Raw genomic sequence first — 18,061 nt, 5'->3', positions numbered from 1 at the left:
CCGGGACGTGGTGGACACCTCGACATGGGCGAGATCAAGGTGGGCGCCGCGTCCTGGACCGACCGGACGCTGCTGGAGTCCGGCTGGTACCCGGCCACCGCCGACACCCCGGAGCAGCGGCTGGCCTGGTACGCCCGACGGTTCCCGATCGTCGAGGTGGACGCCACCTACTACGCGCCGCCGGCCGAGCGGACCGCCCGGCTGTGGGTGGCACGGACCCCGGCGCACTTCACCTTCAACATCAAGGCGTTCAGCCTGCTGACCGGGCACCCGACCCGGGTCGGCGCGCTCTACAAGGACCTGCGCCCCGAGACGGAGAAACGCCACCTCTACCCCGACGACCTGCCCCGGCAGGCGTACGAGGAGGTCTGGACCCGGTTCCTGTCCGCGCTGGACCCGCTGGTGGCGGCGGGCCGGTTGGGCGCGCTGCTGTTCCAGTTCCCGCCCTGGTTCACCCTCCGGCGGGACAACAAGCAGTACCTGCTGGAGGTGGCCGCGCGGTGCCGGCCGCTGCGACCGGCGGTCGAGTTCCGGCACGCCTCCTGGTTCGCCGGGGACAACCAGCAGGAGACACTGGACTTCCTGCGCGGACACGATCTGCCGTACGTCTGTGTGGACATGCCCCAGGGACACCGCTCGTCGGTGCCACCGGTGCTGGCCGCCACCGCCGACCTGGCGATGGTCCGCTTCCACGGGCACAGCGACCGGTGGACCAGCCGGGACATCCACGAGAAGTTCGGCTACCGGTACCGTGACCGGGAACTGCGCCAGTGGGCCCCGAGGCTGCGGGAGCTGGCCGACTCCGCCGCGCAGACCCACGTCCTGCTCAACAACTGCTACCGGGACTACGCCCAGCGCAACGGCGAGTACCTGCAGGGCCTGCTCGGCGACGCCTGAGCGCCGTCACCGTCGGGCGTGCGCGTCCCCGCCGGCCGCCAGCAGGGTCCCACCACCGTCCTCGGCACGGTTCACCCGCACAGGGTGAGGTGGCCTCACCCGGTCGCCGCCGACGATGACGGTGTCCGGGGTCCGCCGCGCCTGGCGGGGCCGTGAACGCCGACCGGAGGTGTCGCCAGATGACGGTTCGGGACGTACCGGAGCGCCGGCGGGACCGGGTGCTGCACGTTGTCGGGGCGACCCGGGCAGACCGCTGCGTGGCCCGCGCCGGGCCGATCAACCCGGCCCGGCAGTGGCGCGGCCCTGTCGGCCCGCCGCGCCGCGCCGACGACCGACGGTGGACGACGGAGCTACGGGGGTGGAGAGATGGCTGAGCAGATGCTGTCCGCGTTCGAGTCCTCGCTGGACAAGACCAACCTGATCCTCAAGGAGATCGAGCAGGCGTACGGCTGGCCGAAGGCGCAGCGCAACCAGTCGTACGCGGCGCTGCGCACCGTCCTGCACCTGCTGCGGGACCGGCTGCCGGTGCAGGAGAGCGCCGAGTTCGCCGCGCAGTTGCCGGTGCTGGTGCGGGGCATCTACTTCGACGGGTGGCGCCCCTCCGACGTGCCGATCAAGCTCAACCGGGACGACTTCCTGTACGAGGTGCGCCAGGGCTTCCCGTACGACGTGCAGGGCGGCGTCGAGCGGGTCGTCCAGGTGGTGCTGGACGCCCTCCAGCGGCACGTCACCCAGGGGGAGTGGGAGGACGTCAAGTCCACCATGCCCCAGGACCTGAGCCGGCTGATGCGCTGATCGCGGGGGTCACCGCCCTGGTTCGCCCCGTCCCACCGGCCGGGGCGAACCGGCCGTGCCGGCCCCGCCCGACGTCTACCGTGGGGAGGGTTAGAGAAGATCGTGCGTGGGGTACCACCCGCCGCACGACGAACCCCCGACCGATGGCGGGGCGGCACACCCGAGGGAGCACCGATGGCACTCAACGACGACGACATCAGGACCAACACCGGCGGCGGCGCGGAGGGTCCGGCCGACGGCGGGGCGACCCCGGGCCAGCAGGACGGTGGCGCGGACGGCGGCGCGGAGGGCCCGGCCGACGGCGGGGCGACCCCCGGCCAGCAGGACGGTGGCGCGGACGGTGGCGCGGAGGGTCCGGCCGACGGCGGGGCGACCCCGGGCCAGCAGGACGGCGGCGCCGACGGCAGCGCCCGGTAGCCGGCCCGCCGTGTCCAGCCTCGACCCGCCGGGCGGCCACGGCCGTCCGGCGGTTCCGTCCGTCCTCCGGCCCGACCCCGGCGCCGCCGCGCTCGCCCGCTGCGTGGCGGTCGAACCGGCCAAGTTCGCCACCGCCCACTGGGGGCGTACCCCGTTGCTGTCCCGCGCCGGCGAACTGCCCAACCCGGACGGCTTCACCGACCTGTTCAGCCCCGCCGACGCCGACGAGCTGCTCAGCCGGCGCGGGCTGCGGACCCCCTTCCTGCGGGTGGCCCGCGACGGGCAGCTCGTCCCGGCGGCCCGGTACACCGGCGGCGGTGGCGCGGGCGCCGAGATCGGCGACCAGGTCCTCGACGAGAAGGTTCTCCAGGAGTACGCCGACGGCGCCACCCTGGTCCTGCAGGGGCTGCACCGCACCTGGCCGGCGCTTGTCGACTTCGCCCGGGAGCTGGGCACCGCCCTCGCCCAGCCGTTGCAGGTCAACGCGTACCTGACCCCGGCCGGCAGCCAGGGCTTCGCCACCCACTACGACACCCACGACGTCTTCGTGCTCCAGGTCGACGGCCGCAAGCACTGGCGGATCCACCCGCCGGTGCTGCCCGACCCGCTGGAACGCCAACCCTGGGGCGGCCGGGCCGACGAGGTCTCCGCCACCGCGCGGGGCGAGGCCGCGCTGGACGTGGTGCTGGAACCGGGCGACGCCCTCTACCTGCCCCGGGGCTGGCTGCACAGCGCCCAGGCGCAGGAGTCCAGCTCGCTGCACCTGACCGTCGGCATCCGCGCGCTGACCCGGTACGCCCTGGTCGAGGAGTTGCTGGCGCTGGCCGCCGAGGATCCCCGGCTGCGCGCCGGGCTGCCGTTCGGCACCGACGTGGCCGACCCGGACGCGATCGAGCCGGAGCTGACCGAGACCGTGGAGGCGCTGCGGGACTGGCTGCTGCGCGCCGACCCTGCCGTGCTCGCCGACCGGCTGCGCCAGCGGGCCTGGCCCGCCGCCCGGCCCGCGCCGATCCGCCCCCTCGCCCAGGCCGCCGCGCTGGCCGGGCTCACCGGGGACAGTCGGCTCACCGTCCGGCCCGGACTGCGCTGGCAGCTCGCGCCCGACGGCGCCGACCGGGTCACCCTGCGGTTGTTCGACCGGACGCTCACCCTGCCCACCGCCTGCGAGCCGGCACTGCGCGCCCTGCTCGGCGGGGCGGTCACCCGGGTCGGCGAGCTGCCCGGCCTGGACGACGCCGACCGTCTGGTGCTGGCCCGTCGACTGCTCCGCGAGGCGGTCGCCGTCCCGGCCTGACCGGCCCCCGCCCGGCCCGCCCGTCCGGACGGGGCCGGCTGTCCGGCCGGCCCGGCTGTCCGGCCGGGCCGGTGGTCGGGCACGCCGGGCCGGCTCAGCGGCCGAGCACCAGCAGCAGGGTGGTGCAGGCCAGGCCGGCGAGCAGCACCACGGCCATCGGCCGGGGGCCGAACACCGCGTGCCGGCGGTCCGCCACCCGCTTCGCCGGCACCAGCCCGATCAGCGGACCCAGCAGGGTCACCACCAGGGCCAGCACCGGCATGCCCACCGCCAGGTCGCCGCCGGTGCTCTGCCCGATCCCGCGGGCCACCAGCCCCAGCGCGTACGCCACCGCCGCGCCGAAGACCCCGCACAGCACCAGCACCGGGTTGACCGAACCGGGCAGCTCACCGGGCTGCCCCACCCGGCCCAGCAGGTCCCGTACCCCCTGGAGCAGGTGGAGCGGATCGCCGGTGGCGTCGCGCGCCGGGCCGGGTGGCGACCCCACCTTCCGGCCGCCGCCGACCCGGTCGCGCAGTTGCTGCCACAGGTGCGCCGCCTCGGCGTCCACCCGCTCCAGCAGTTCCCGGGCCGCCTCGACCTCGGCCTCGGCCCGCCGGACCTGCTCGGTCGCCTCGATGACCGCGCGCTCGGCGGCGGCGCACTGCTGGTCGTGCCAGCGGTGGGCCTCCTGCCGTTGGGTGTGCACCCGGGCGGTCAGCTCGGCCAGCCGCCGGACCTCGGCGGCGTACGTGTCACTGGTGACGGGTTCGTTCATCGCGCCGGTCCGTAGGGGATGATGACCTGCCCGGTGCGGTGCACCGACCGGTCGAAGAAGAGCCCACGCCACGGGCGCGGGTACCAGTCCGGACCGCCCGTGCCCGGGTAGAGCGACGAGCCCAGCTCGCCGCCCTGCACGTCCAGGGCGACCCAGGCGCCGATCTGGTCGGTGCGGGCCGCCGGCCCGCCCAGGTCCACCCGCATCCGGGCCACCCCCCGCCACCAGGCCAGCACGTGGGTCCGCCGTTCCGGCCCGTCGTGCAGGATCCGGCGTAGCTGCTCCAGCCCGGTCCGTCCGCCGGTGCGGGCCGCCAACTGCCCGGCCGCCGCGTCCACCGCGAACAGCAGCAGGTAGTGCGGGGTGGCCCCGGTGCCCGCCCGGGTCAGCCCGTCGGCCGTCTCGGCCATCAGCTCCGGCACGGTCTCCTCGTCGTACCAGGCCGCGTCGTCGGCCAGCTCGCCGTAGAGCGCGCGGGCGGCCGGGTCGGCGTCCGGGTCGAGGCAGGCGATGGAGAACCGGGCCTCGCCGGGGCGGTGCTGGCGGGCCAGGGACCGGGCGGCGGCGTCCAGCACCGCGCACGCCTCCTCCACCCGGGTACCGATCACCGCCAGGTTCCGTCCGGGTGCCCGGGGCAACCGCAGCACCGCCGAGCGGGCCTGCACGTCGATGATCTCCCCGAGCAGGGCGACGGGGGTCCGGCGGTCCTCCCCGGCCGGGTCCAGCGCCCGGAAGTCCGGCGCCTCGGCCAGCCGGGGGATCGCGTCGCCGTCGAAGAGCCGGGCCGGCGCGGCGTCGGTGGGACGCATCCGCCACAGCCGGTGCTGCAACTCGCTCCAGCTCTCCCAGTCGCTGGCCGACGGGATCCGGGCCACCTGGTTGCCCTCGACCATCCCCGACTCGGCGTTGACCACCGCGTGGTGCCGGGGCAGCGACTGGGCCGCGTCGTTGCGTTCGGCGAGGATGCGCAGCGCCTTCGGCAGCGCGATCCGCAGGGTGAACTGGGCGACCAGGGCGGGCCGGCCCCACAGCGCCTCGATGCCGCGCACGTCCTGGGAGGCGAGCACCAGGTGGATGCCCTGGGAACGGCCCCGCCGGGCCAGGTCCTCCAGCAGGTCGGCGGCCTCCCGGGCGACCACGTCCCGCCCGGCCAGCAGCATCTGGAACTCGTCGACCACCGCGACGATCCGGGGCCACCGCCCGCCCGGGTCCACCGCCCGCAGCTCGGAGAGCTTGGTGACCTCGTGCTGCTTCGCCGCGTCCGCCCGGCGGCGCAGCTCCTCGGCGAGGAAGCGCAGCAGGGCCAGCCCGAACTCCCGGTCGGTGTTGACGTTGATCCCGACCAATCGCATGTGCGGCAGCCAGCTCGGGTCGCGCCGGCCCTGGGCGAACCGGGCGAAGGACACCCCCTCCTTGAAGTCCAGCAGGTAGAACTCCAACTGGTCGGGGGAGTAGCGGGCGGCCAGCGCGCCGATCCAGGCGAAGATCAGGTTCGTCTTGCCGGTGCCGGACGGGCCGCCGATCAGCGCGTGCGGCGGGTAGTCGCCGAGGGTGAGCTGCACCTGCCGGCCGTTGGCCGCCTCGCCGATCGGCGCGGTCAGCCCGGTGGCGGAGTCCTCCTGCCACATCCGCTCGGGCGGGGGCAGCAGCTCGGCGAAGGGCGCCGGGGGTGGGCCGGCGTTGACCGTGGCCGCCACCGCCCGGCAGGTCTCGGTGACCAGGGCCGCCGGTGGGGGCGGGTCGAGCCGGGCCGGCAGGCCGGGCGGCCCGCCGATGCGTACCCCGTCGGGCTCCACCGCGATCCGGGTCACCGTCGGGTGCTCGGGCAGCGGCACGCCCCGGACCACCAGGTGCACGCCGCAGGCCGCGCCGGTGCGGACCACCCGGTCGAGCTGCCCCCGCTCGTGCCGGTTCAGCTCGTCGCCGCCGAGCAGCACCGCCACCCGCCACGGCTCCGGCCGGCGACCGGTGGCCGCGGCCAGGTCGCGCAGCGAGGCGTACTCGCCGGCCAGCACGGTCTCGTTGATCCGGCGGATCTGCTCGACCAGGTCGTCCAGCAGCCGACCCAGCCCGCCGGGGCCGACGAAGGTCAACAGCCCGGCGGAGGTCAGCGGGGCGAACCCGGCCAGCCCGCCGCCGAGGTGCTCCGGGTCGTACCCGATCAGCCGTACCGCGCCGGGGTCGGTCCGACCGAGGCTGCGTAGCAGCAGCGCCGGTACCACCGGCTCGCCGCCGGCCAGGTCGGTGCCGGAGAGGTGGACGTGGCCGGCGTCCAACAGCGGCAGCAGGGCCGGCACCGGCTCCGCGCCGGGGATGCGCAGCGTGCCGACCCGCACCGCGCCGGGCGGCGCGGCGCCGACGGGCGGGGTGGGCCGCCAGTCGGACCACTCGGCCGAGGCGGCCCCGGGGGCCTCCCGCTGCGCGGCGGCGGCGGCCCGGCGGGCCAGCTCGCCGATCCGGGCCCGGTGGTGGGCGTCGATCTCGGCCAGCCGCCGGTCCCGCTCCCCACCGACCCGCTCGGGTACGGCGGCGGCGGCGCGGCGGATCCGGGTCAGGCGCTCGCGGCCGGCGGCCAGGTCGGCGTCGGCGGCGGCCATCCGGGCCCGGGTGGCGCCCAGCGCGTCGGCGAGCATGCCGCGCACCCGGGTCACCAGTTGGGCGCGGCGGTCAGCCATCGGCCCTCCCGGCCGCCGGCCGGCCGGCCGGGGCGCCCCCGGGCGTGGGACGGCCGGGGCGACCCGCGCCGCCCGGCGGGTCCCCGTCGGCGGGGCGCTGCGGGTCGGCCTTCGGGTCGGTGGCCTGCTTCGGCAGGTCCCGGCCGAGCCGGTCCAGCAGCACCCCGGCGAGCACGCCCGAGGTCACCGCCGAGTCGGCGGCGTGCGACTGCTCCCCGTCCGAGCGCGGCGGCGGCATCCGGCACACCCGGCTGAGCAGGGTCTCCAGCACCGAGGGTGGCAGCCCGGGCAGCAGGTCGCGGACCCGGCCGTCGAGCTGGCTGCGCAGCTTGGGCAGGTCGTCGGCGCGCGGCGGGTGCCCCAGCAGCTCCCCGGCCAGCTCGCGCAGCAGCGGTGGGGCCAACGCCGCCAGGCCCAGCCCGACGTCGGCGTGGGCCTTGCACAGTTCGGTGCGCAGCCGGGACCGGTCGCCGGAGCGGACCCCGCCGACCACCCGCCGCAGCAGCTCCCGGGAGTCGCCGACCTGCTCGTCCGGCTCGCCGGTCGGGGCGGTGCCGCCACCGGTCAGCTCGGTGACCCGGACCGACCACCAGCGGCGGACCGTCGGGTCGGCCGACTCCGCCGGTCCGTCCCCGCCCTCGGGCCCGGGCGCGTCACCCCGGGGCGCGTCGTGTTTCGGCTCCGGTCGCTGCGCCCGGGGGGCGGGAGTCCCGTCGGCGGTCAACCCGAGCGCGGTCAGGTACGCGGCGAGCTGCTCCTGGGCGACCCGCAGCGCGTACCCGGCGGTCTCGGCGTGCTCGGTGGCCGCGGACAGCTCCGGCACCCCCATCGGGTTGTTGGACTCCTGCCGCACCCAGCGCAGCCGTTCCGACGCCTGGCCGAGCTTCTCCAGCGCCTGGGCGAGCAGGCCGAGCGGCAGCTCCTCGGCGGCGGCCCGCACCTGCGCGCCGATGTCCTCGACGATCGACACGACCCGCCTCTCAGAGCGTCGACACGTACTGCTGCGCCTGCTCCACCGCGACGAGTGTGGCGGCCAGACACTCCTCCAGCTCCTGGGCGGCCTGCGTCAGCGAGGCCTGGGCGGCCTCCACCGTCTCGTGTCCGCTGCCCTCCAGCGCGCCGGCCAGGGTCTGCTGCGCCTCGGCCAGCTTCTCGCCGGCGGCCTGCACGGCGGTCTGGCCGTCACCGATCTGCTGGAGAGCGACATCGATGGCGGCCTTGAGCTCGGCGACGCTCGCCACTGTGGAACCTCCTGGGGGCGGGGAGGACTCCATTACAGCCTATTGCGGTCTGCGAGAGAACATCCGCCCTGTCGGTGTCCTGCCCCACTGTCCGGTTGCCGCCGGCACGCGACGGCGGTCCGTTTCGCCGGCGTCCCGGCGCCGCCGCCCCGGCCCCGGGGCGGCTCAGTACCCGCGCAGCCAGCGCGGACCGTACACCTCGGCGCCCAGCGCCCGGACCCGTTCCCGCAGCTCCCGGTCGGCGGTGACGACCAGCCGCCGGCGGGACGCGGCGGCGTCGACCAGGGCCACCACGGCGTCGTCCCCGCTGCGCTCGGCGGCCACCACGCGTACCTGCGGGATGCCCGGCACCCGCCGGGCCGCGCCCTCGACGACCAGCACCACCTCGGCGTCCGGGGGCAGGTCCGGTGGGCGGCCCTCGGCGGCCAGCGGGGCCAGCGCGTCGCGCAGCCGGGCCGTGGCCCCGGCCCGGTCACGCCACCACCCGTCGGGGCGGGAGCCGACCACGTTGGCGGCGTCCACGATCAGCAGCGGTGCCTCGTCCACCCCCTCAGGGTGCCACCTGCGGGGCGTTTGCCGGCCCGAGGGCCGGGTAGCCCTGCGTGTCGACCCTGGCTTCGACCTCGGAGGACGCACATGTTGGGACCCGGTGACTTCGGCTCCGACCCGTGGGACGAGTTCCTGGCCCGCTACTTCGGGCGGGGTGAGGGCGGACGCCGGCCGGCACACCGGGTCGACATCACCCGGCTGATGACCGCCGACGCCCGGGAGATGCTGGCCGACGCGGCCCGCCGGGCCGCCCAGCGGCAGAGCACCGACCTGGACACCGACCACCTGCTCTGGGCGGCGTTGCAGCGCGAGGCCCTGCGCGACCTGGTGCACCGCGCCGGGGCCGACCCGGACGCGCTGGTCAACGCGCTCGGCGGGCAGGGCGACGGGGCGCCCCGGGGGGAGGTGCCGCCGAACCTGTCGCTCACCCCGGCGGCGAAGCGGGCGCTGCTCGACGCCCACCAGCTCTCCCGGGCGATGGGGGCGAACTACATCGGCCCCGAGCACATCCTGATGGCGCTGCCGCTCAACCCGGAGTCGCCGGCCGGGCGGATGCTGTCGGCCGGCCGGATCCAACCCGAGTCGTTGCAGGCGGCCAGCGCCGAGCGGGGGGCGACCACCGGCCCGCGGCCCGACCGGGGCACCCCCACCCTCGACCAGTACGGCCAGGACCTCACCGACCTGGCCCGCAACGACCAGATCGACCCGGTGATCGGCCGGGCCGACGAGATCGAGCAGGCGGTGGAGATCCTGTCCCGGCGGACCAAGAACAACCCGGTGCTCATCGGGGAGGCCGGGGTCGGCAAGACCGCCATCGTGGAGGGGCTGGCCGAGCGGATCTGCGACGGCGACGTGCCGCAGACCCTGCTCAACAAGCGGGTCATCCAGCTCGACCTGGCCGGCCTGGTGGCCGGTACCCGGTACCGGGGCGACTTCGAGGAACGGCTGAAGAAGGTGATCGAGGAGATCCGCGCCCACCGGGAGGAACTGATCATCTTCCTGGACGAGATCCACACCCTGGTCGGCGCGGGCGGGGCCGGCAGCGAGGGTGGGATGGACGCGTCCAACATGCTCAAGCCGGCCCTGGCCCGGGGCGAGCTGCGGGTGATCGGGGCGACCACGCTCGACGAGTTCCGGCGCAGCATCGAGAAGGACGCCGCGCTGGCCCGCCGGTTCCAGCCGGTGCTGGTCCCCGAGCCGGGCGTCGAGGACACCGTGAGCATCCTGCGCGGCCTGCGCGACCGGTACGAGGCGCACCACCAGGTGCGGTTCACCGACGAGGCGCTGGTCGCCGCCGCCGAACTCTCCGACCGGTACGTCACCGACCGGTTCCTGCCGGACAAGGCGATCGACCTGATCGACCAGGCCGGCGCCCGGGTCCGGCTGCGCACCCGTACCCCCGCCTCGGACGTGCGGGAGTTGGAGCAGCAGCTCGACGAGGTCCGCCGGGACAAGGAGCAGGCGGTCGCCGACGAGCAGTACGAGCGGGCGTCGACGTTGCGCGACCGCCTCGCCGAGGTGCAGGAGCAGATCCGGCGGGTCCGGGGCGAGGAGGACTCCCCGCAGGTGCCCGAGGTCGGTCCGCAGGAGATCGCCGAGGTGGTCTCCCGGGCCACCGGCATCCCGGTCGCCCAGCTCACCGAGGAGGAGCGGGACCGGCTGCTGCGCCTGGAGGGCCACCTGCACGAGAAGGTGGTGGGCCAGGACGACGCGGTCGGCGCGGTCGCCGAGGCGGTCCGCCGGTCCCGGACCGGCCTGGCCGACCCGAACCGGCCGATGGGCAGTTTCCTGTTCCTCGGCCCGACCGGCGTGGGCAAGACCGAACTGGCCCGTGCCCTGGCCGAGGCGCTCTTCGGCGAGGCGGACCGGATGGTCCGGGTGGACATGAGCGAGTTCCAGGAACGGCACACGGTCAGCCGCCTGGTCGGCGCCCCGCCCGGCTACGTCGGGTACGAGGAGGCCGGTCAGCTCACCGAGGCGGTGCGCCGCCGCCCGTACGCGGTGGTGCTGCTCGACGAGATCGAGAAGGCCCACCCGGACGTGTTCAACATCCTGCTCCAGGTGCTCGACGACGGGCGGCTCACCGACAGCCAGGGCCGCACGGTCAACTTCAAGAACACCGTCCTGATCATGACCAGCAACCTGGGTTCGGAGCTGATCACCGGTACCCAACGGGCGGTCGGCTTCGGCGCCGGGGAGCCGGGCAGCGACCGGGAGAGCGACGAGCTGCGGGAGCGGTTGATGCGCCGGTTGCAGGAGAACTTCCGCCCGGAGTTCCTCAACCGGATCGACGAGGTGATCATCTTCCGTCGGCTGGAGGCCGAGCAGCTCCGGCAGATCACCGAGCTGATGCTGGAGGAGACCCGGCGCCGGCTGCACGCCCAGGACATCACCATCGAGGTCACCACGGCCGGCGTCGACTGGCTCGCCGAGCACGGGTACCAGCCCGAGTTCGGGGCCCGCCCGCTGCGCCGGGTGATCCAGCGGGAGATGGACAACCGGCTGTCCCGGATGCTGCTGGACGGCTCCCTGTCCCCGGGGCAGACGGTGACCGTGGACGTCCGGGACGCCGCGCTCGACATCCGGGTCTCCGCCGGAGGTCACGTCACGGCCACCACCACCCACCCCCGATGAGCGGAGCGCACCGGTGACCGACCCCGAGGAGCGGGACGAATCCACCGACCGGGTGGAGCCGATCGCGGCCCCGCCCACCGCGAACCCGTCCCGGGTCCAGGTGCCGCCCGAAGGCCCGGGGGCGCTGGCCGGCGAGGGCGGCCCGGCGGAGTCCGGGCCGGTGCCCGGAGAGGAGACATGATGGCACGCGAGGCGCGACTCGACGCGGACGTGGAGCTGCTCTGGGAGGACTTCCACGCCCGGGTGAACATGCCGTCCGAGCAGTTGCGGCAGTGGTTGCTCACCCGGGGCTCGGGGGAGGAGGCGTTCGGGCCGAACCCGGACCTGGACCTGCCCGAGCCCGGTCGGCAGATCCTCGCCGTGCTGCGCAAGCGCAAGGTGGACCTGACGCCGGACGACATCGAGGTGATGCGCCGGGCCGTGGACCGCATCGACGACCTGACCCGGTCCCGCCCCGCCGGCGGCAACGCCGACGACGGCTGGCGGCACGCCCTGCTCGACCTCGGCCACGACCCGCTGGCCGTCCGCTGAGGCACGGCCGCACCGGTGCGCCCTGTGGCGCGCACCGGTGCGGCCGTGCCCTCGCCGGGTTCCGGGCGTCGGTGGTGCCGGTCAGGGCTGGTCGAGGCTGGGCAGGGTGAGCCCGGCCGTGTCGGCGGCGGCCTGCCGCTCCATGCGCAGCAGCTCCTCCCGGGCCACCAGGGCGGCGTACTCGGCGACGTCGGCCGCGCCGGGCGCCTCGGGCAGCCGGCGCAGGAACGCCTCGACGTCCCGTGAGGCGGCGGTGTGCGCGGCGGCCGTCCGGCGGACGTCCTCCCGGTCGTCGGCGGGCGGGTACAGGTCGGTCATGCCCGCGAGATACCCACGCTCACGCGGTTCGCACCCCGTCGACGGCATCGTCGACCGGGCCCGGCGGGATCGCCCGCCCCCGGAGCCCGAAGTCGGGGTTCTCCGCCAGCCAGGCCAGGTAGTCCGGGTGCGGGGACAGCGAGTCGGTGTACGCCGCCACGGCGGTCTCCAGCACCAGGTCGGCGAAGCCGGCGGCGGGAGCCTCCGGGTGCCAGCCCAGCATCAGCCGCCAGCGCAGCGGCGCGCCGGCCAGCCGCCGGGTCACCAGTCCGGCGACCGGGCGGAAGGTGGCCTGGCACAACGCCACCGCCTCCCCGGCCTCGACCAGGTCCATGCTGCCCCGCACGTCGGTCTCGTACACCTTGCGCGGGGTGAAGCCGGCGCGGGCGCAGGCGGCGGCGAAGCAGTCGCCGAAGCAGCCGTCGCCCGGCGCGGCCACCCACTGCTCCCGGCGCAGCTCCACCAGGCTCACCTCGTCCCGCCCGGCCAGCGGGTGCTGCTCGGGCAGCAGCACGACGACCGGGTCGACGGCCACCTCCCGCCAGCTCAGCCCGAACTCCGCCGACGGGGTGGAGTCGCCGCAGACCCCGGTCAGCGCGTAGTCGAGCCGCCCGTTGGCCACCAGGTGGGCCAACTCGTCGACCGACCACGAGGCGTACGTGGTGATCTGCGCCTGGGGCTGCTCGGCGGCGAGCCGGTGCACCAGCCGGCCGAGGATCGGGCTGTTCACCCCGCCGAACCGGTACCGGCGTGGGGTGTCCACCGACCCGGCCAGCCGGGCCGCCTCGTCCTGCAGCCCCTTCATCGCCGGCAGCAGCACCCGGGCCCGGGCGAGCACCAGTTCGCCGAGCGCGGTCGGCCGTGCCCCGCGCCGGTCCCGCTCGAACAGCGGCCCGCCCAGGGTGCGTTCGATGCGCTGGAGCTGGGCGGTGAGTGCCGGTTGGGCGAGGCCGAGAGTGGAGGCCGCCTTGGTCACGCTCCCCGTCTCCGCGATCGCGCAGACCACCTTCAGGTGACGCAACTCCAGATTCATGATGGTGACGTTATGACCACGACGGACCGGCGAAAAGTCCCGTAACCGAGCGGTAACTTCTAGTGGAGCGGGAGAAGGTGCAGCTCGTGACGTATCGTCTGATATCGATTCGAGGTGGGTCACAAGTCGGAGCGGTGGGTGTGCCGTCCACTCACCGCGTCACGCACCTTGTCCACCACTCCGACGGCCGGGTCGACGATCCGGTTCCACGGCGGGGTGTGCGGATTTCCCGGGTGCGGTCGGGTCGGCGCCGCCTCCTCGGCGATCTCCAGCCGGTTGCCCAGCCGGATCAACTCCTCCTCGCTGGCCGCCGCCCGCAGCGGGCCCAGCAGCGCGTCGACCCCCTCGACGTGCCGGCGCAACTGCTCGACCACCGCGGGCAACCCGCCGTCGGGCAGGTCCCGCGCGGCGGCGAGCAGCCCGGCGTCGCCGGCGATCGCCCGGTCGATCCGCTCTCCGGCCCCGGGCACCGCCTGCCGGGCGGCGGGGAAGAGGTACTGCTCCTCGCCGGAGAGGTGGCGGGCCAGGACGGCGGTGAACACGTCCAGGACCTCCCGGCGGCGCGGCGGGGGCGTGCCCTGCGCTGTCGCCTCGCCGGCCAGCTCCAGCAGCTCACGGTGTTCGGCCTCGATGATGTCGACCAGACTGCGCCCGGCCGGGCGGTACCCGTCGCCGGGAACGGGGGGCAGTGGTGGCAGGTGAACGGTCACGGTGACCTCCTCGCCGCCGCCGGTACCCGGCCGGGTCGACCACCAAACCGGGCGGGTCCACCGCCGGCTGGTATAAGGAAGCGATGACGAGCGACCCCGCCTCCGCCCCGCCCGCCCCCACCGACGAGGTGGTCGACCTCTGCCGGGACCTGCTGCGGATCGACACCACCAACACCGGCGACACCGCCACCAGCGCCGGGGAACGCGCGGCGGCCGAGTACGTGGCGGAGAAGCTGGCCGAGGTGGGGGTGGCCACCGAGATCCACGAGTCGGCACCGGGCCGGGCCAACCTGGTCGCCCGCATCCCCGGCACCGACCCGGGCCGGGGCGCCCTGCTGGTGCACGGGCACCTCGACGTGGTCCCGGCCGACGCCGCCGAGTGGTCGGTGCACCCGTTCTCCGGCGAGCTGCGCGACGGGTACCTGTGGGGCCGGGGCGCGATCGACATGAAGGACTTCGACGCGATGGTGCTGGCGGTGGTCCGGCACTGGCAGCGCACCGGCGTCCGGCCGCCCCGCGACATCGTGCTCGCCTTCACCGCCGACGAGGAGGCCGGCAGCGACTACGGCGCGCACTTCCTGGCCGAGCGGCACCGGGGGCTCTTCGACGGCTGCACCGAGGCCGTCGGCGAGGTCGGCGGTTTCTCGTACTCGGTCAACGAGGCGACCCGGCTCTACCTGATCGAGACCGCCGAGAAGGGCCTGGACTGGCTGCGGCTGCACGCCAAGGGCCGCCCCGGGCACGGCTCGTTCGTGCACGACGACAACGCCGTCACCGCGCTCGCCGAGGCCGTCGCCCGGATCGGACGGCACCGGTTCCCGATCACCGTCACGCCGACCGTGCGGGCCTTCCTGGAGGAGGTCTCCGACGTGCTCGGCATCGAGATCGACCCCGAGGACCCGGAGACCGCGATCGCCAAGCTCGGCCCGATCGCCAACATCATCGGCGCGACCATCCGCAGCACCGCCAACCCGACCCGGCTGGCCGCCGGCTACAAGGACAACGTCATCCCCGGCCGGGCCACCGCCACCATCGACTGCCGCAGCCTGCCCGGGCAGTCGGAACTGCTGGAGCGGCAGCTCCGCGACCTGGTCGGCCCGGACATCGACATCGAGTACGTCCAGCGGCAGCCGGCCCTGGAGACCACCTTCGACGGGCCCCTGGTCGCGGCGATGTCCGCGGCGCTGCGCGCCGAGGACCCGGGGGCCCGTCCGGTGCCGTACATGCTCTCCGGCGGCACCGACGCCAAGGCCTTCGCCCGCCTGGGCATGCGCTGCTTCGGGTTCGCCCCGCTGCGACTGCCGGCGGACCTGAACTTCTCCGCCCTGTTCCACGGCATCGACGAGCGGGTACCGGTGGACGGGCTACAGTTCGGCGTGCGGGTGCTCGACCGCTTCCTCCGTAGCTGCTGACCGCGTCCCGGGGACGGTTCCCCGGGCGCCCGCGACCCCCCGAATGCGAAAGGGACTGGCACATGACCGACCAGCACGGTGAGCTGGAGGCTGCCCTGGAACGGGTGATCGAGTCCGCTCGCACCCACCTGGCCGCCGTCCGGGCCGGCGACGGCCGGATCGACGACGACGACGTCTGGCAGGCGTATGTCGAGCTGAACAACGCGTCGTCCGACTACGACCAGCGGCTGCTGGCCGCGTACGGCGAGGTCACTCCCTGGGACGTGGAGTCGATCGACCCCGACGAGGCCGACGAGCGGTTCGGCGGGGCCGGCGCGCTCGCCGACGCCGACGACCCCCACCCCCGGGTGATCTCGGTGCGCCAGCGCCGCGACTACCGGGTGCCCAGCGTCGCGGCGCTGATCCGGGCGGCCGAGGCGGCCCGCCGGGAGGGCACCCCGGAGGAGGACGAGCCGGCGCCGGTGGAGGGTGTCGGCGAGGCGGTGCTGGAGCTGCTGCAGAGCGGGGACGGCTCGCTCAGCGCCCTCGACGTGCCCGAGCTGGAACCGCTCGACGGGGTGGTGATGGTCAGCGAGGTCGCCAGCCCCGTCGACCTGGAGGCGTTCGACGACGACGACCCGGTCGGCCCGTTCCAGCCGACCGGCGACGACCGGCTGATCGGCCGCCTCGACGAGCACCCCTTCGTCGAGGCCGACGAGGTCGGCCAGGCCCGGTGACCGCCGCCGGCCCGGCGCCGCCACCCGGCGCCGGGCCGGACCACGGCCACCCCGGTCGGCGACGTGGGCGCGCGACACCCACCGGCCACCGGTCGGGCAGCGCGCCCACCGCCGTCCGGGCCGCCCGGCCTGTGCCGGGCCCGGTCAGTACGACAGGCCGGGCTGCGGCTGGTTCACCCGCCGGCGCCGCAGGACCACCTGCCGCGTACCGTCGCGGAACAGCCGGACCCGGGCCAACTCCCACCCGGAGAACTCCGCCTGGATCGCCAACTGCGCCGCGGCGGTCAACCGGTCGACGTTCGGCGGCAGCCGCAGCGGCGCGTACTCGTAATCCATGTGCCCTATGCTGCCCACCCCGACGGCCGTGCGCCACCCGTTGGTGGGTGACCCGCGCCGCCCGGCGCACGCCACCAGCGCCGGCGGCCTCAGCGCCGCCGGGGCATCGTCGGCTCGGGCCGGACCCTCGGGCCGGTCGGCGGCAGCACCGCGCAGGAGAAGCCGGCCGGGTCGTCGGTGAGCACCGCCGCGGCGGTGCGCGCGGCGAACCCGCTCCACCAGCGCAGCTCCTCCGGGGCGCGCCGGGTCTGGTACCACCATCCGCCCCGCCCGTCGGGCGCCTGCCAGCCCAGCTCGGCCAGGCGTCGCTCGTCGTAGGCCGGGCACACCCCCCGGACGGTGGCCCGCCGGACCATCAGGTGCAGCCGACGGTCGCCGGCCGCCAACTCCAGGTCGGTGTCCCGGGCACAGCGGCGCAGCGCCTCGTGCAGCCGCGCGGCGGCCTCCGCCCAGTCCGGCGCCGTCACGTCGGCCACCCGCAGTGCCGGCGCGCCCACCGGGCGGGCCGACCCCACCGGCCGGCGGGGCCCACCCCGGGGCGGCCGGTACGCCTGTCGAACGCGGATGCTGGATCGGTCATCGGTCCTGTCCTTCTCCGTCGCGACCCGTCCCGGTGTGGCCTCGGCCGCAGGTGGCGGCCGGTGGATCGTACCCGTCGGGCCGGTGCGGACCGGCGCGCCACGGGCGGCTCCCCACCCCCGTCCGGCCCGCCGCCGGTGGCTCAGCCGTCGCGCTCCGGGTAGCCCACCGGGACCGCGGACACGTCGTCCAGGGCGGTGGTGATCTCCGCCGGCAGGGTCATCCGCTCCACCTGGAGCGCGCCGAGCAACTGCCCCACCGTCCGCGCCCCGAGGATCGGCGCGGTCACCCCCGGCCGGTCCCGGATCCAGGCCAGCGCCACCTCCAGCGGCGACACCCCGAGCCCGCCGGCCGCGGTGGCCACCGCCTCCACGATGCTGGAGCAGCGCGGCTCCAGGTAGGTGGCGACGAAGCGCTCGAAGTGCGCCGAGGCGGCCCGGGAGTCCGCCGGCCGCCCGTGCCGGTACTTGCCGGTCAGCACCCCCCGACCCAGCGGGGACCAGGGCAGCACCCCCAGGCCCAGCGCGGCGCAGGCCGGCAGCACCTCCCGCTCCACGCCCCGCTCCAGCAGGGAGTACTCCACCTGCGCGGCGACCACCGGGGCCCGCCCCGGCCAGGCGGTCTGCCAGGCGGCGGCGCGGGCGGTCTGCCAGCCGGAGAAGTTCGACACCCCGACGTACCGGACCCGACCGCTGGCCACCGCGTGGTCCAGCGCCGCCAGGGTCTCCTCCAGCGGGGTGTCCGGGTCGTACCCGTGCACCTGCCACAGGTCGACGTAGTCGGTGCCCAGCCGACGCAGCGAGGCGTCGAGGGTGCGCAGCAGGTGCCCCCGGGAGCCGTCCCGGCGCCGCCCGTTGCCGGGGCGCAGCCCCGCCTTGGTGGCGATCAGCAGCTCGTCGCGGGGGACCAGACCGCCCAGCAGCGAGCCGATCACCGACTCGGCGTCGCCGTCGGCGTACACGTCGGCGGTGTCGACCAGGTTGCCCCCGGCGTCCAGGTAACTCTTCAGTTGGGCGGCAGCGTCGTCGGCGTCGGTGTCCCGGCCCCAGGTCATGGTGCCGAGCGCGAGCCGGGAAACCGCCAGCCCGCTTCGGCCGAGCGGTCGCTGTTGCATGGGTGAACCTTATTTGCACCAGGGGCGTCACCGATATCCTCGCTCCCGTCATC

Annotated in this window: 20 protein-coding genes; 9 read left to right on the top strand and 11 right to left on the bottom strand. The window is 75.5% G+C overall.

Annotation, left to right across the window (positions count from 1 at the left end; genetic code table 11):
• Positions 1 to 24 precede the first annotated feature (24 nt).
• The 4 genes from ACQUFX_RS08930 (at position 25) to ACQUFX_RS08915 (ending at position 3,403) form a co-directional block, all read left to right on the top strand.
• Positions 25 to 897 (top strand): DUF72 domain-containing protein, encoded by an 873-nt coding sequence (locus ACQUFX_RS08930; protein ID WP_428965541.1) that lies wholly within the window; start codon positions 25 to 27, stop codon positions 895 to 897.
• Positions 898 to 1,263: 366 nt separating this feature from the next.
• Entirely contained in the window at positions 1,264 to 1,692 is a 429-nt protein-coding gene (locus tag ACQUFX_RS08925) for a DUF2267 domain-containing protein (protein ID WP_428965540.1), read from the top strand.
• A 174-nt stretch (positions 1,693 to 1,866) separates the two neighbouring features.
• Positions 1,867 to 2,109 carry a hypothetical protein gene (locus ACQUFX_RS08920; protein WP_396890558.1) on the top strand — a complete coding sequence of 81 codons (243 nt, stop codon included), beginning with the start codon at positions 1,867 to 1,869 and terminating at the stop codon, positions 2,107 to 2,109.
• A 10-nt stretch (positions 2,110 to 2,119) separates the two neighbouring features.
• A complete protein-coding gene (locus tag ACQUFX_RS08915; protein ID WP_428965539.1) occupies positions 2,120 to 3,403 on the top strand; it encodes a cupin domain-containing protein in 1,284 nt (427 codons plus the stop codon).
• 94 nt (positions 3,404 to 3,497) lie between these two features.
• Here the strand turns inward: ACQUFX_RS08915 and ACQUFX_RS08910 are convergent, their stop codons facing one another.
• The 5 genes from ACQUFX_RS08910 to ACQUFX_RS08890 form a co-directional block, all read right to left on the bottom strand.
• Positions 3,498 to 4,160 carry a hypothetical protein gene (locus ACQUFX_RS08910; RefSeq protein ID WP_067374274.1) on the bottom strand — a complete coding sequence of 221 codons (663 nt, stop codon included), beginning with the start codon at positions 4,158 to 4,160 and terminating at the stop codon, positions 3,498 to 3,500.
• A complete protein-coding gene (locus ACQUFX_RS08905) occupies positions 4,157 to 6,835 on the bottom strand; it encodes an FtsK/SpoIIIE domain-containing protein (RefSeq protein WP_428965538.1) in 2,679 nt (892 codons plus the stop codon). The genes ACQUFX_RS08910 and ACQUFX_RS08905 overlap by 4 nt, the downstream gene beginning before the upstream one ends.
• A complete protein-coding gene (locus ACQUFX_RS08900; RefSeq protein WP_428965537.1) occupies positions 6,828 to 7,805 on the bottom strand; it encodes a hypothetical protein in 978 nt (325 codons plus the stop codon). Before ACQUFX_RS08900 ends, ACQUFX_RS08905 begins: the two co-directional genes overlap by 8 nt.
• 10 nt (positions 7,806 to 7,815) lie before the next feature.
• Positions 7,816 to 8,076 carry a hypothetical protein gene (locus ACQUFX_RS08895; RefSeq protein WP_067373605.1) on the bottom strand — a complete coding sequence of 87 codons (261 nt, stop codon included), beginning with the start codon at positions 8,074 to 8,076 and terminating at the stop codon, positions 7,816 to 7,818.
• Between the two features lie 165 nt (positions 8,077 to 8,241).
• On the bottom strand, positions 8,242 to 8,622 hold the full coding sequence (locus tag ACQUFX_RS08890; RefSeq protein WP_428965536.1) for a hypothetical protein: 381 nt from the start codon (positions 8,620 to 8,622) through the stop codon (positions 8,242 to 8,244).
• Between the two features lie 90 nt (positions 8,623 to 8,712).
• On the opposite strand from ACQUFX_RS08890, the gene ACQUFX_RS08885 reads away from it, so the two are divergent.
• Genes ACQUFX_RS08885 through ACQUFX_RS08875 form a run of 3 tightly spaced genes read left to right on the top strand, consistent with a single transcriptional unit; the run spans position 8,713 to position 11,790 of the window.
• Positions 8,713 to 11,259 carry an ATP-dependent Clp protease ATP-binding subunit gene (locus ACQUFX_RS08885; protein WP_428965535.1) on the top strand — a complete coding sequence of 849 codons (2,547 nt, stop codon included), beginning with the start codon at positions 8,713 to 8,715 and terminating at the stop codon, positions 11,257 to 11,259.
• 13 nt (positions 11,260 to 11,272) lie between these two features.
• Positions 11,273 to 11,440, top strand: coding sequence for a hypothetical protein (locus ACQUFX_RS08880; RefSeq protein WP_428965534.1), 168 nt, complete (start codon positions 11,273 to 11,275; stop codon positions 11,438 to 11,440).
• Positions 11,440 to 11,790 (top strand): DUF3140 domain-containing protein, encoded by a 351-nt coding sequence (locus ACQUFX_RS08875; protein ID WP_067373614.1) that lies wholly within the window; start codon positions 11,440 to 11,442, stop codon positions 11,788 to 11,790. Before ACQUFX_RS08880 ends, ACQUFX_RS08875 begins: the two co-directional genes overlap by 1 nt.
• An 81-nt stretch (positions 11,791 to 11,871) precedes the next feature.
• On the opposite strand, the gene ACQUFX_RS08870 is transcribed toward ACQUFX_RS08875, so the two are convergent.
• The 3 genes from ACQUFX_RS08870 to ACQUFX_RS08860 all read right to left on the bottom strand — a co-directional run bounded on the left by ACQUFX_RS08870 (position 11,872) and on the right by ACQUFX_RS08860 (position 13,851).
• Positions 11,872 to 12,108, bottom strand: coding sequence for a hypothetical protein (locus tag ACQUFX_RS08870; protein ID WP_428965533.1), 237 nt, complete (start codon positions 12,106 to 12,108; stop codon positions 11,872 to 11,874).
• A gap of 19 nt (positions 12,109 to 12,127) precedes the next feature.
• Positions 12,128 to 13,141, bottom strand: coding sequence for a LysR family transcriptional regulator (locus ACQUFX_RS08865; RefSeq protein ID WP_428965532.1), 1,014 nt, complete (start codon positions 13,139 to 13,141; stop codon positions 12,128 to 12,130).
• A gap of 119 nt (positions 13,142 to 13,260) precedes the next feature.
• Positions 13,261 to 13,851, bottom strand: a complete 591-nt coding sequence (locus tag ACQUFX_RS08860) for a hemerythrin domain-containing protein (RefSeq protein ID WP_428965531.1) — start codon at positions 13,849 to 13,851, stop codon at positions 13,261 to 13,263.
• An 83-nt stretch (positions 13,852 to 13,934) separates the two neighbouring features.
• Here ACQUFX_RS08860 and ACQUFX_RS08855 point away from each other — a divergent pair, with 83 nt between their 5' ends.
• Together ACQUFX_RS08855 and ACQUFX_RS08850 are read left to right on the top strand one after the other, a co-directional pair.
• Positions 13,935 to 15,263: a M20/M25/M40 family metallo-hydrolase gene (locus ACQUFX_RS08855; protein ID WP_428965530.1), complete on the top strand. Its 1,329-nt coding sequence runs from the start codon at positions 13,935 to 13,937 to the stop codon at positions 15,261 to 15,263.
• 62 nt (positions 15,264 to 15,325) lie between these two features.
• Entirely contained in the window at positions 15,326 to 15,979 is a 654-nt protein-coding gene (locus ACQUFX_RS08850) for a hypothetical protein (RefSeq protein ID WP_428965529.1), read from the top strand.
• A gap of 144 nt (positions 15,980 to 16,123) precedes the next feature.
• Here ACQUFX_RS08850 and ACQUFX_RS08845 read toward each other — a convergent pair whose 3' ends face one another.
• From ACQUFX_RS08845 to ACQUFX_RS08835, 3 genes are all read right to left on the bottom strand, one after another.
• Entirely contained in the window at positions 16,124 to 16,315 is a 192-nt protein-coding gene (locus tag ACQUFX_RS08845; protein WP_053655860.1) for a DUF5703 family protein, read from the bottom strand.
• An 89-nt stretch (positions 16,316 to 16,404) separates the two neighbouring features.
• Positions 16,405 to 16,812: a hypothetical protein gene (locus ACQUFX_RS08840; protein WP_428965528.1), complete on the bottom strand. Its 408-nt coding sequence runs from the start codon at positions 16,810 to 16,812 to the stop codon at positions 16,405 to 16,407.
• 224 nt (positions 16,813 to 17,036) lie between these two features.
• Positions 17,037 to 18,008, bottom strand: a complete 972-nt coding sequence (locus ACQUFX_RS08835; RefSeq protein WP_428965527.1) for an aldo/keto reductase — start codon at positions 18,006 to 18,008, stop codon at positions 17,037 to 17,039.
• Positions 18,009 to 18,061: the final 53 nt, after the last annotated feature.

It is taken from the genome of Micromonospora fluostatini, assembly GCF_050410825.1.
GTDB lineage: Bacteria > Actinomycetota > Actinomycetes > Mycobacteriales > Micromonosporaceae > Micromonospora > Micromonospora rosaria.
This window is presented reverse-complemented; position numbering and strand designations above follow the sequence as displayed.

What these genes read in the sequence shown, in the direction of transcription:
- ACQUFX_RS08930 (WP_428965541.1), top strand. Translation starts at nt 25, where the DNA reads ATGGGCGAGATCAAGGTGGGCGCCGCGTCCTGGACCGACCGGACGCTG.
- ACQUFX_RS08925 (WP_428965540.1), top strand. Translation starts at nt 1,264, where the DNA reads ATGGCTGAGCAGATGCTGTCCGCGTTCGAGTCCTCGCTGGACAAGACC.
- ACQUFX_RS08920 (WP_396890558.1), top strand. Translation starts at nt 1,867, where the DNA reads ATGGCACTCAACGACGACGACATCAGGACCAACACCGGCGGCGGCGCG.
- ACQUFX_RS08910 (WP_067374274.1), bottom strand. Translation starts at nt 4,160, where the DNA reads ATGAACGAACCCGTCACCAGTGACACGTACGCCGCCGAGGTCCGGCGG.
- ACQUFX_RS08905 (WP_428965538.1), bottom strand. Translation starts at nt 6,835, where the DNA reads ATGGCTGACCGCCGCGCCCAACTGGTGACCCGGGTGCGCGGCATGCTC.
- ACQUFX_RS08885 (WP_428965535.1), top strand. Translation starts at nt 8,713, where the DNA reads ATGTTGGGACCCGGTGACTTCGGCTCCGACCCGTGGGACGAGTTCCTG.
- ACQUFX_RS08875 (WP_067373614.1), top strand. Translation starts at nt 11,440, where the DNA reads ATGGCACGCGAGGCGCGACTCGACGCGGACGTGGAGCTGCTCTGGGAG.
- ACQUFX_RS08870 (WP_428965533.1), bottom strand. Translation starts at nt 12,108, where the DNA reads ATGACCGACCTGTACCCGCCCGCCGACGACCGGGAGGACGTCCGCCGG.
- ACQUFX_RS08865 (WP_428965532.1), bottom strand. Translation starts at nt 13,141, where the DNA reads ATGAATCTGGAGTTGCGTCACCTGAAGGTGGTCTGCGCGATCGCGGAG.
- ACQUFX_RS08855 (WP_428965530.1), top strand. Translation starts at nt 13,935, where the DNA reads ATGACGAGCGACCCCGCCTCCGCCCCGCCCGCCCCCACCGACGAGGTG.
- ACQUFX_RS08850 (WP_428965529.1), top strand. Translation starts at nt 15,326, where the DNA reads ATGACCGACCAGCACGGTGAGCTGGAGGCTGCCCTGGAACGGGTGATC.
- ACQUFX_RS08845 (WP_053655860.1), bottom strand. Translation starts at nt 16,315, where the DNA reads ATGGATTACGAGTACGCGCCGCTGCGGCTGCCGCCGAACGTCGACCGG.
- ACQUFX_RS08835 (WP_428965527.1), bottom strand. Translation starts at nt 18,008, where the DNA reads ATGCAACAGCGACCGCTCGGCCGAAGCGGGCTGGCGGTTTCCCGGCTC.